We start from the raw sequence: 11,248 nt of genomic DNA, 5'->3' as shown, positions 1-11,248 counted from the left end.
TCAGTCCTTCGGTCCGCGGGAGTTTCTGCCGTCGCGCTTCCGTCCGCGCGCGGACGGCAGGGTGCGGCCGACGATGACCGTACGACGGGCCGCCCGGCGGTCGGGCTCCGGCTCCGGACCGCTCTTGCGGCCGATGGCCTGCCGTACCCCGTAACCGAACGCGGCGACCTTCACGAGCGGGCCTCCGAAGGCCGAGGCGACCGTGGTGGACAGCGCCGAGGCGTTGGACGTGACTTCCTGGACGTCCGTCGCGATCGCATCGACCTTGTCGAGCTGGGTCTGCGCGGAGCGCACGGTGGCGGAGGCGTCGGCAAGCAGCGGGACCGCCTGCTCGGTCACGTCCGCCACGAGCTTGGTGGTCGCCCTGAGCGTCTGGGCCAGCCTCACCAGGACGACGGCGAGGAACGAAACCAGGATCGCCCAGAAGACGGCCACCAGAATCCCGGCCACCTCTCCACCGGACACAGTGCACCGCTCTCTAGCTTGTCGCTGTCTCTGAACTGTCTCTGTACTGAACTCTGTACTGAAACTCTGTACTGAACTCTGTCTCTGCTCGGTCCGGCGACGGCTGCCACAGCAGCCGATCGTCGTCTCCCGAGCCTATCGCGCCGGTGGTCGCGCCCTGTACCGCATTACCGGCAGCGAGGACAGCAGTTCCCATAAGGAGATTGTACGGAGAGCTTCTGCGCCAGTACTCTGCGTGTTTCATGCGAACCCCCCACCGCCCCATCCCCTCCCCCCACGATCCGAGCGACTCCGCCGCCCCCGGGAACCTCCCGGCGGAACTGAGCAGATTCGTGGGGCGCGAGGGCGAACTGGCCGCGCTCAGCCAGGTGCTCGACGAGTCGAGGCTCGTCACCGTGGTCGGAGTGGGCGGAGTGGGCAAGACCCGCTGCGCCACCAAGATCGCGACGCTTATGGAGAAACGGTACTGCGACGGGGTCCGGATGGTGGAGCTGTCCGCCACGCACGATCCCGCACTGCTGGAACACGCGCTGGTCGACGCCCTGGGGCTCACCGATCACACCAACAGACCGCCGCACACGACGCTCATCGAACATCTTGCCGAGCGCCAACTCCTTCTGGTGGTCGACGGCTTCGAGCATCTCGTGGACGCCTGCGCGCCACTGGTACGGGAACTGCTGCGCAAGGCTCCGCGGCTGCGGGTGCTGGCCGCCGGCCGGCTTCCCCTGGAGCTCGACGGCGAAGTCACCTTCCCGCTCCCGCCGATGACCGACGAAGACGCCATGGCGCTCTTCGCGGAGCGTGCGGCTGCCGTACTGCCGGGATTCCGGCTGACCGACGACAACCGCGCCGCCACCCGCGAGCTGTGCCGCCGGCTGGACGGGATCCCGCTCGCGCTGGAGCTGGCCGCCGGGCGGCTGCGCGCCCTCTCCACCGAACAGGTACTGCAACGCCTGGACGATCGCTTCCAGCTGCTGACCGGCTCCAGCCGCAGCGCGCCGGCACGACACCAGACGCTCCGCACGGCCATCGGCTGGAGTCACGAACTCTGCGCTCCGGAGCAGCGGCTGCTGTGGGCACGGCTGTCCGTGTTCGCCGGGCAGTTCGACCTGGAGGCCGTCGAGTACGTCTGCAGCTGCGCCGATCTGCCGACCGAGTCGGTGCTCGATGTGCTCTCCGGGCTGCTCGCGCAGTCCGTCGTCGTACGCGAGGACTCGGCCGCGGGCACCCGTTACCGGATGCTGGACACGGTGCGGGAGTACGGCGCCGAGTGGCTGGTGGCCACCGGTGACACGGACCGGCTGCGGCGCCGTCACCGCGACTGGTACCTGGGCCTCGCCACCTGGTACGAGCTGGAATGGTTCAGCCCGCGGCAGGGGGAGGTGGCGGCCCGGATCCAGAACGAGCTGCCCAATCTGCGGCAGGCGATGGAGAGTTCGCTGGAGATTCCGGGCGAGGCGCATCTCGCGCAGTACCTGGCGGGCACCCTCTGGTTCCTCTGGGTGGGCTGCGGACGCCTCTCGGAGGGCCGGCACTGGCTGGAACATGTGCTGGAGGAGGAGACGCCGTCCGATCCCTCGCGGCTGAAGGCACTGTGGGTGCTCGGACATGTGGCCGTGCTCCAGGGCGATCCCGTCGGCGCGATCTCCGCGCTCCAGGAGTGCCGGGACGAGGCCGACCGGGCCGGCGATCCCACCGCGCTCGCGTACGCGATGCACCGGATGGGATGTCTGGCGCTCGTCACCGGTGACATGGTCAGGGCGCAGGAGATGCTGGACGACGCGCTCGGTCGCTACCGCGAGCTCGGCGAGCTGAACAGCAACGTGCTGATGGCCCAGGTCGAGCTGGCGATGGCGGTCGGGTTCCACGGTGATCTGGACGGCGCGGCCGCGATCTGCGAGGACGTCAGGGAGATCTGTGCGGATCACGGGGAGCGGTGGGCCCTCTCGTACGCGCTGTACGTGCTGGCCTTCGCGGCGCTGGAGGACGGCCGGGCGGACCGGGCCCGGGAACTGCTCGGGGAGTCCCTGGCGGTCAGCCACACGTTTCATGACCTGCTGGGCTCGGTGCTCGCCCTGGAACTGCTGGCCCTGGTCACGGTGGTCGAGGGGGACGCGGCGGAGGCGGCGGTGCTCCAGGGGGCCGCCGACCGGGTCTGGCAGTCGGTGGGTCTGCCGCTGCTCGGTTCGGCGCACTACGGACAGCCGCGTGCCCGGTGCGAGGAGCTTGCGCGTCGGGAGCTGGGCGACGGCCCCTACGAGTCGGGGCTGCGGGCCGGCGGCCTACTGGATCTCGACGCGGCGGTGGCCAGGGCTCTGGCGGGCGAGTCCGGGAGCCGGTCCGGGACTCCCGAGCGGCTTTCCCGGCCGCTGCCGGACCCGGGACAGACGCTCGGGCCCGCCCCTTCCCCCGCATGGGGAAAGGGCGGGCCCGAGCGCTGATGAGAGCGGCTACGCCTGGATCAGCGGGCGTAGTACTCGACGACGAGCTGCTCGTCGCAGATCACCGGGATTTCCTTGCGGTTCGGGTCCCGGTCAAGGCGGAAGGCCAGGGCCTTCAGGTTCACCTGCAGGTAGCGCGGGGTCTCGCCGTCGAGGGCGTAGCCACCCTCGCGGGCAACCTGGAAGGGGTGCTTCTCGCGGCTGCGCTCGCGGACCGTCACGACGTTGTCGGGACGGACACGGAAGGACGGCTTGTCGACCTTGCGGCCGTCGACCTCGATGTGACCGTGCACGACCATCTGGCGGGCCTGGTAGATGGTGCGGGCGATACCCGAACGCAGAACCAGGGCGTCGAGGCGACGCTCCAGCTCGACGACGAGCGCCTCGCCCGTCTTGCCCTCGGCCTTCTTGGCGCGGTCGTAGGCACGCGCCATCTGACGCTCGCTGATGTCGTACTGGGCACGCAGACGCTGCTTCTCCAGCAGACGGACCTTGTAGTCCGAGTTCTGCTTGCGTCCACGGCCGTGCTCGCCCGGCGGGTAGGGGCGGGCCTCGAAGTACTTGACGGCCTTCGGCGTCAGTGCGATGCCGAGCGCGCGGCTCTTCTTGACCTTGGGACGCGACTGGTTAGGCACGTTCTCCAGACCTCCGTTGTAGGTTAGGTTAGGCTCACCTTACTTGAGGAGATCGCATGTCTCGCCCGGGGAACACCACTCACGTCACGGACAGCACTGACAGCGTCGACACCCCTCAGGGTGCCGATACGACGGAGGACCGATCAGATCGTGGTCAGCCGCGCCCCGGCGGGCTTGAAATCACTCGGATGCCGTCAGCAGCCGAGCGCACACGAACTCTCGTACAGGGTACCTGCTCCGCGGCACTGCTCATCCCCGGGGTGAACACACCGGGCCCGGATCTGCTGATGCCGCTGACCCGGAGCGTGGGCCCCGACGGGGATCTGTTCCTCGAACTGGCCGCCGACTCCCCGGCCGTCCGGACCGCGACGTACGCCGAGGACGACGAGCTGACCGCTGTGCTGGAGCTCACGGACGTCGCCCCGGTCTCCGTGCCGCACCGCATCCGCGGCCGCGCTCGCGTCTGGGGATGGCTCACCACCGTACCCGGCCTGTCGGGGCCCGGCCGGATGACGCTCCGGCTGGAGACGGGCTCGGCGTACGTCGACGATCTGTGGGGCGCCGAGGCGGTCGAGCCCGACGCGTTCCGGGACGCGCACCCCGATCCGCTCGGCGGACACGAGGCGGAGCTGCTCCAGCATCTGCACGCGGCGCACGGCGCAGAGCTGAGCACGCTGTGCGGACTGCTCGGCGAGCGTTCGGACCGTCGCTGCCCGGCCCACCGGCCTTCCGTCGTACCTCTCGCGCTCGACCGGTTCGGACTGCGTGTGCGTTTCCTGGAGGACGGCGGCTGCTTCGACGCGCGCTTCGAGTTCCCCGAGCCCGTGCGGGACATCCGCGAACTGCGGCACGCCATGCACACGCTCTTCGAGGCCGCGGCGCGCTGAGCGGGGAATCCCCCTGCTCCGCCCCTCCTCAGTCCGCGGACCCGCCCGAGAGCCGCTCCCGGACCCGCTCCACCACATCGGCGTAGCGCGCCTCGGCGCCGTAGCGCGTGGGCCGGTAGTAGTGCTTGTCGCGTACGGCGTCCGGGGCGTACTGCTGGGCGGCGATACCGCCGGGGACATCGTGCGGATAGACATAACCCTGGGCATGGCCCAGCTTGGCTGCGCCCTTGTAGTGGCCGTCGCGCAGATGGGCCGGGACCGGGCCGGCGAGCCCCTTCCGGACGTCCTCCTGGGCGGCGGAGATGGCCAGGGTCGCGGCGTTGGACTTGGGGGCGAGGGCCAGGGCGATCGTGGCATGGCTCAGGGTCAGCGCCGCTTCGGGGAAACCGATCATGGCGACCGCCTGGGCGGCAGCCACGGCGGTGGGCAGTGCCGTGGGGTCGGCGAGACCGATGTCCTCGCTGGCCGAGATCATCAGCCGCCGGGCGATGAACCGCGGGTCCTCCCCCGCTTCGATCATGCGCGCCAGATAGTGCAGCGCGGCGTCCACGTCGGAACCGCGGATCGACTTGATGAGCGCGCTCGCCACGTCGTAGTGCTGGTCGCCGTCCCGGTCGTACGTGACGGCGGCACGGTCGACGGTCTCCTCCAGGGTGAGGAGGCTGATCTCCTGCTCCTGCTTGGCCAGCGCCGCGCCCGCTGCGGCCTCCAGCGCCGTGAGCGCCCGGCGGGCATCACCGCCGGCGATGCGCAGCAGGTGGGCCTCGGCGTCCTCGGGCAGCGCCACGGCGCCGCGCAGTCCGCGCTCGTCGACCAGGGCGCGCCTCAGCAGGCCGCGCAGATCGTCGTCGGTGAGCGACTCCAGGGTGAGCAGGAGGGAGCGCGACAGCAGCGGCGAGATGACCGAGAAGTAGGGATTCTCGGTGGTCGCGGCGATCAGGGTCACCCAGCGGTTCTCCACGGCCGGGAGCAGCGAGTCCTGCTGGGCCTTCGAGAAGCGGTGGATCTCGTCGAGGAAGAGGACGGTCTCCTTGCCGTAGCCGCCGGTGGCACGGCGGGCACCCTCGATGACGGCGCGTACTTCCTTGACGCCCGCGGTGATCGCGGAGAGCTCGACGAAGCGCTTGTTGGTGGCCTTGCTGACGACGTACGCGAGGGTCGTCTTGCCGATGCCGGGCGGACCCCAGAGGATCACCGACGACGGGCCCGCCGGCCCGCCGTTCCCCTCGCCGACGAGGCGGCGCAGCGGTGAGCCCTGCTTGAGCAGATGCTGCTGTCCGACCACCTCGTCCAGGGTGCGGGGGCGCATCCGGACGGCCAGCGGGCTGCTGGACGGGTCCTTCTCCTGGCGGTCTTCGGCGGCTGCGGTAAAGAGGTCGGGCTCCACGTTTTGAAGCCTATGTCACCGCACCGACATCCCTGCCGGGCCGGTCGCCCGGCAGGGGCGAGGGACCGGTCAGCTCGTCCAGAAGTCCCACCAGCGGGTCAGGATCAGCATGCCGATGATGCCGATCCACAGCACCGGCGGCACCCAGTGGAACTCGGTCAGTCCGTTGCGCAGCCAGTTCGGCGCGGGCAGGATCCGGTGCCGGATGTTGTGCGTGGTGACGTAGCAGAACATGAAGATCGTGGCGACCCAGGCCAGGCAGCACCACAGGCAGAGCGAGTTGATGCTGTAGAGCGACTGGTACTGGAGCCAGGTGCAGAAGCCGACGCCGAACAGCGTGCCCGCGTTCATCCCGAGCCAGTACCAGCTGCGGAAGCGTGCGCCCGCGAGCAGCGCCAGGCCGATGCCGATGATCACGGGGTAGGTGGCCAGACCGAGCATCGGGTTCGGGAAGCCGAAGGCGGCCGCCTGCTCGCTCTTCATGATGTTGCCGCACGCGACGACCGGGTTGAGGCTGCAGCCCGGCGTGAAGTTGGGGTCCTCCAGCAACTTGAACTTGTCGATGGTGATGACCCAGGCGGCGAGGAGTCCGGCGGCACCCGTGATCACCAGGAGCAGTGCGAACGCCCGACTGCCACCGATGGTGCTCTTCCCGCCGTCCTCGTCCTGGTCGGAGGAGGGATGGTCAACCGCTGCAGTCGTCATATCGCCGTTCCATCAGTGAGTGGCCTGCTGGGCACGGTCATTGTGCCGCACCACATCACTGGCCTTCCGTTCGATGGACATAAAGGCGTACGCGAAGCGCTGCGCCCGGTGGACGGAGGACACACGGGTCGGCGAGAGACTCCGGCGCCCCGGCCGGGGCGCCGGGGAGGCGTACGGCCTGGGCAGGCGCTCCGGAGCAGGGGCCGTGCGGGCCGGCGTGGACGCGGCCTGCGCCGACCGCCGTCGGCGCCCTCCGGACGGGAACCGACCGGCAGGATGAACCTGCTCACACGAAGTTGACGTCGCGCGCGACGTCGGCACCGGGCGGGACGCGCGGTGCCCGCCCGGTGGACCGGGCGGGCACCGTTGGTTCGGCGGACGGTCAGGCCAGCTTCTGCCGGAGCTCGGCCACCAGCTCACCGAGCGCGACGGGCTGCTGCTCACCGGACTCCATGTCCTTGAGCTGGACGACGCCCTCGGCCAGGTCCCGTTCACCCGCGACGATCGTGAACCGCGCACCCGAGCGGTTCGCGCTCTTCATCGCACCCTTGAGGCCGCGGTTTCCGTACGCGAAGTCCGTCGCCACTCCCTCGCGGCGCAGCTCCGTGACGATCCCGAAGAGCACCCTCCGGGCCTCCTCGCCGAGCGGTACCGCGAAGACGCTGGTGGTCGCGGGCAGTTCGAGCTCGATGCCCTCCGCCTCCAGCGCGAGCACCGTACGGTCCACGCCGAGCGCCCAGCCGACCGACGGGAGCGCCGGGCCGCCGATCATCTCGGAAAGGCCGTCGTAGCGGCCGCCGCCGCCCACCGCGGACTGCGAGCCGAGTCCGTCGTGGATGAACTCGAAGGTGGTGCGGGTGTAGTAGTCGAGGCCGCGGACGAGCTTCTCGTCGTCCTCGTACACCACGCCTGCCGCGGAGAGCAGGTCGCGCACCTCTTCGTGGTACGCCTTGCAGGCGTCGCAGAGGTAGTCGCCCAGCACCGGGGCGCCGGTCAGCTGCTTCTGCACCTCGGGCCGCTTGTCGTCGAGCACCCGGAGCGGGTTGATCTCGATGCGGCGCCGGGTGTCCTCGTCGAGGTCGAGGTCGCGCAGGAAGCCCTGGAGCGCGTCCCGGTAGACCGGGCGGCACTCCTTGTCGCCCAGCGAGTTGAGCAGGATGCGGAAGTTCCGCAGACCCAGCGCGCGGTACGCCTGATCGGCCAGGATGATCAGCTCGGCATCCAACGCGGGGTCCTCGGCGCCGATCGCCTCGGCCCCGACCTGCGAGAAGTGCCGGTAGCGGCCCTTCTGCGGGCGCTCGTAGCGGTAGTAGGAACCGGAGTACCAGAGCTTCACCGGCAGGTTGCCGAGCTTGTGGAGGTTGGCCTCCAGAGCGGCGCGCAGCACGGACGCGGTGCCCTCGGGGCGCAGCGCCAGCTGGGAACCCCCCTTGGTGGTGAGGGTGTACATCTCCTTGGTCACGATGTCGGTGGACTCACCGACACCGCGCGAGAAGAGGGCGACGTCCTCGAAGCCGGGCGTCTCGATGTAGCCGTAGCCGGAGTTCTTCAGGGGTGCGGCGATCGCGTCACGCACCGCCAGGTACTTCGCGGAGTCGGGCGGGGTCAGGTCGTACGTGCCCTTGGGGGCCTTGAAGGTGCTCACGGTATTACTCTCGTCACATTCCTCGTCGGGGCGCGTCCGTACCGTGCAGATACGGATTCGAGGCGCGCTCGCGGCCGATGGTCGTCTGGGGGCCGTGGCCGGACAGCACCACCGTCGAGTCGTCGAGCGGCAGGCACACGCGGGCCAGCGACTCAAGCAGCTCGGCGTGGTCGCCGCCGGGCAGGTCGGTGCGTCCCACGGAGCCGGCGAAGAGCAGGTCGCCCGAGAAGAGGATCTGCGGAACATCCGCGGCCTCGGGCATCCTGAACGTCACCGACCCCTTGGTATGGCCGGGCGCATGCGCGACACCGAACTCCAGACCGGCCAGCTTCAGCAGGGCGCCGTCGGTCAGCTCCTGGACGTCGTCCGGCTCCCCCACCGTCAGCTCGCCCATGAGCGGCATCCCGATGGAGCGGCCGAGGGCCTTCTCCGGATCGCTCATCATGTAGCGGTCCTGCGGGTGGATCCAGGCGGGGACGTCGTGCGCGCCGCACACCGGGACGACGGAGGCGACATGGTCGATGTGGCCGTGGGTCAGTACGACGGCGACGGGCTTCAGCCGATGCTTCTTGAGCGCGTCCTCGACTCCTTGGGTGGCCTGATGGCCCGGGTCGATGATCACGCACTCCTCGCCTGCGGCCGGGGCGACCAGGTAACAGTTGGTCCCCCAGGCCCCGGCGGGGAACCCGGCAATGAGCACGATCGTCCTTAGGGGTCGTCCGACGATGAATGGCGACTGAGAAGGTCGCGGCAGTTCAGAGCCTACCGGCGCTCCTCATTCCACAGCCAACCCATATACGGTACGGGGCAGCCCAGACCCCAACACACGACGTACAAGGAGATCACCCGGTGGTCAGCAGCGATCAGCGGCGGCGGCAGCTCGCCAGGGAGAAGTTCGAGCGGCAGCAGCAGCGCCGGGAGGAGGCCCGCCACAGGACCAGGCGTCTGACGGTCGTCATCGCGTCCGTGGTGGCCGTGGCGGCGATCGTCGGGGTGGGGTCGTATCTCGCCCTCGACGGCGACGACAGCAAGAAGGACACGACCGACGCGGCGGCGAGCGCGTCGCCCTCGCCGTCGGCGAGCGAGAGCAGCGTGCCCGAGCCCGCGCTGACGATCGACAAGAAGGCGAAGTACACGATGTCGCTCAAGACAGGCCAGGGCGACATCGCGTTCACGATGGACGCGGCGAAGACACCGCACACCACGAACTCCTTCAAGTCACTGGCCGACAAGGGCTTCTTCAACGGGACGAAGTGCCACCGGCTCACCACACAGGGCATTTTCGTCCTGCAGTGCGGCGACCCCCAGGGCGACGGCACGGGCGGTCCCGGCTACACGATCCCGGACGAGAACCTGACCGCGCTGGGCAAGGCGGGCGAGGACGGCACGGTGACCTACCCGGCGGGCACGGTGGCCATGGCGAACACCGGTCAGGAGCACACGGGTGGCAGCCAGTTCTTCCTGGTGTACAAGGACAGCAAACTGCCGCCCAGCTACACCCCGTTCGGCACGATGGACGATGCCTCACTGAAGGCGGTCAAGGAGATCGGTGCGGCGGGTGTGGCCGACGGCGCGGCCGACGGTGCTCCGAAGAAGGCCGTCGACATCTCGAAGGTCACTGTCGACAAGTCGTGACGCGGCCGGTGCGTCACCACCGGCCGACCGGTGGTGACGAAGGGCTGCCCGGATTATTTTCAGCCGCGCTGAGTGCGGACAGCCGGGCGGCCGGTCGCCTAGATTGGCGTTGTGCAGGGCGGGCGCTGCCCGCCCCAGGAAACTGTGGACGATGCCAGGGGGGCGAACCCTCTCGCGGGCATCAGGTGGAGGAGGCGCTGTGAGCAGCGACCCGTGGGGCCGTGTCGATGAGACGGGCACCGTGTACGTGCGTACAGCCGATGGCGAGCAGGTCGTCGGATCGTGGCAGGCGGGTTCCCCCGAGGAGGCACTGGCCTACTTCGAGCGCAAGTACGAGGGCATGGTGGTCGAGATCGGCCTCCTCGAACGGCGGGTGAAGACCACCGACCTGTCGGCCAAGGACGCCACAACCGCCATCGAGCACCTGCGTGTGCAGGTGGACGAGCATCACGCCGTCGGCGACCTCGACGCGCTGCGCAAGCGACTCGACGCGTTGGTCGCGACGGTCGACTCGCGGCGCGAGGAGCGCAAGGCCCAGAAGGCGAAGCAGTCCGACGAGGCGAAGCACGCCAAGGAGGCACTCGTCACCGAGGCCGAGGAGCTGGCGCAGAGCGAGCAGTGGCGCTCCGCGGGTGAGCGGCTGCGTGCGCTCGTCGACACGTGGAAGGGCCTGCCGAGGCTCGACCGCAAGTCCGACGACGAGCTGTGGCACCGCTTCTCGCATGCGCGCTCGGCGTTCTCCAAGCGCCGCAAGGCCCACTTCGCCTCGTTGGACGCCCAGCGCGAGGAGGCCCGCAAGGCCAAGGAGAAGCTGGTCGCCGAGGCCGAGTCGCTCTCCGGCTCCACGGACTGGGGAGCGACGGCCGCCCGCTATCGCGACCTGATGACGGAGTGGAAGGCGGCGGGCCGCGCGCAGCGCGAGTCGGAGGACGATCTGTGGAACCGCTTCCGCGGGGCGCAGGACGTCTTCTTCGCCGCCCGCAGCTCGGTCTTCGCGGAGCGGGACGCGGAGCAGGGCGAGAACCTCAAGCTCAAGGAGGAGCTCGCGGTCGAGGCCGAGAAGCTGGTGCCGGTGCAGGACCTGAAGGCGGCCAGGGCCGCGTTCCGTTCCATCAACGAGCGCTGGGAGGCCGTCGGCCACGTACCGCGTGACGCCCGCCCGAAGGTCGAGGGGCGGATGCACGCGGTGGAGCGGGCGCTCCAGGAGGCCGAGGAGTCGGAGTGGCGCCGGACGAACCCGGAGGCGCGTGCGCGTGCCGCGGGTCTGACCGGTCAGCTCCAGGCGGCCGTGGACAAGCTGCGCACGCAGATCGACACGGCCCGCGCCTCGGGCAACAACGCCCGGGCCGACAAGCTGGCCAAGGAGCTCGAAGGCCGGCAGGCGCTGCTGGACCAGGCGCTCAAGGGCCTGGAGGAGTTCGGCGGCTGAGGACGGGCCGCCCGGCTGT

10 protein-coding genes are annotated in these 11,248 nt (G+C 69.8%); 4 read left to right on the top strand and 6 right to left on the bottom strand.

Translation table 11 applies throughout. The annotated features are described in order from the left end of the window. On the bottom strand, nucleotides 1-450 hold the full coding sequence (locus ACFVUT_RS04995; RefSeq protein WP_389647296.1) for a DUF948 domain-containing protein: 450 nt from the start codon (nucleotides 448-450) through the stop codon (nucleotides 1-3). 257 nt (nucleotides 451-707) lie between these two features. Here ACFVUT_RS04995 and ACFVUT_RS04990 point away from each other — a divergent pair, with 257 nt between their 5' ends. After that, a complete protein-coding gene (locus ACFVUT_RS04990; protein ID WP_389647293.1) occupies nucleotides 708-2,906 on the top strand; it encodes an ATP-binding protein in 2,199 nt (732 codons plus the stop codon). Nucleotides 2,907-2,926: 20 nt separating this feature from the next. Here the strand turns inward: ACFVUT_RS04990 and rpsD are convergent, their stop codons facing one another. Next, nucleotides 2,927-3,541, bottom strand: coding sequence for a 30S ribosomal protein S4 (gene rpsD / locus ACFVUT_RS04985; RefSeq protein ID WP_389647290.1), 615 nt, complete (start codon nucleotides 3,539-3,541; stop codon nucleotides 2,927-2,929). A 188-nt stretch (nucleotides 3,542-3,729) separates the two neighbouring features. Between rpsD and ACFVUT_RS04980 the strand changes: the two genes are divergently transcribed. Further along, nucleotides 3,730-4,428, top strand: coding sequence for a DUF2470 domain-containing protein (locus tag ACFVUT_RS04980; RefSeq protein ID WP_389647287.1), 699 nt, complete (start codon nucleotides 3,730-3,732; stop codon nucleotides 4,426-4,428). Between the two features lie 28 nt (nucleotides 4,429-4,456). Here the strand turns inward: ACFVUT_RS04980 and ACFVUT_RS04975 are convergent, their stop codons facing one another. The 4 genes from ACFVUT_RS04975 to ACFVUT_RS04960 form a co-directional block, all read right to left on the bottom strand. Next, nucleotides 4,457-5,815, bottom strand: a complete 1,359-nt coding sequence (locus ACFVUT_RS04975) for a replication-associated recombination protein A (protein ID WP_389647284.1) — start codon at nucleotides 5,813-5,815, stop codon at nucleotides 4,457-4,459. Between the two features lie 69 nt (nucleotides 5,816-5,884). Next, on the bottom strand, nucleotides 5,885-6,520 hold the full coding sequence (locus tag ACFVUT_RS04970) for a vitamin K epoxide reductase family protein (RefSeq protein WP_389647281.1): 636 nt from the start codon (nucleotides 6,518-6,520) through the stop codon (nucleotides 5,885-5,887). Between the two features lie 382 nt (nucleotides 6,521-6,902). Beyond that, the gene (gene hisS, locus ACFVUT_RS04965; protein WP_389647278.1) at nucleotides 6,903-8,165 is read right to left on the bottom strand and encodes a histidine--tRNA ligase; all 1,263 of its coding nucleotides are present in this window, start codon (nucleotides 8,163-8,165) and stop codon (nucleotides 6,903-6,905) included. Between the two features lie 13 nt (nucleotides 8,166-8,178). Then, nucleotides 8,179-8,865 carry an MBL fold metallo-hydrolase gene (locus ACFVUT_RS04960; protein ID WP_389647275.1) on the bottom strand — a complete coding sequence of 229 codons (687 nt, stop codon included), beginning with the start codon at nucleotides 8,863-8,865 and terminating at the stop codon, nucleotides 8,179-8,181. 149 nt (nucleotides 8,866-9,014) lie between these two features. Between ACFVUT_RS04960 and ACFVUT_RS04955 the strand changes: the two genes are divergently transcribed. Both ACFVUT_RS04955 and ACFVUT_RS04950 read left to right on the top strand, forming a co-directional pair. Continuing rightward, complete coding sequence (locus ACFVUT_RS04955) at nucleotides 9,015-9,800, top strand: peptidylprolyl isomerase (RefSeq protein WP_389647272.1); 786 nt, start codon at nucleotides 9,015-9,017, stop codon at nucleotides 9,798-9,800. A gap of 199 nt (nucleotides 9,801-9,999) precedes the next feature. Beyond that, nucleotides 10,000-11,229: a DUF349 domain-containing protein gene (locus tag ACFVUT_RS04950; RefSeq protein WP_389647269.1), complete on the top strand. Its 1,230-nt coding sequence runs from the start codon at nucleotides 10,000-10,002 to the stop codon at nucleotides 11,227-11,229. The last annotated feature ends 19 nt before the right edge of the window (nucleotides 11,230-11,248 follow it).

The organism is Streptomyces sp. NPDC058051 (assembly GCF_042885475.1).
Lineage (GTDB): Bacteria > Actinomycetota > Actinomycetes > Streptomycetales > Streptomycetaceae > Streptomyces.
Note: the sequence above shows the minus strand (reverse complement) of the source record. Positions and strands in the feature narration are given on the sequence as shown.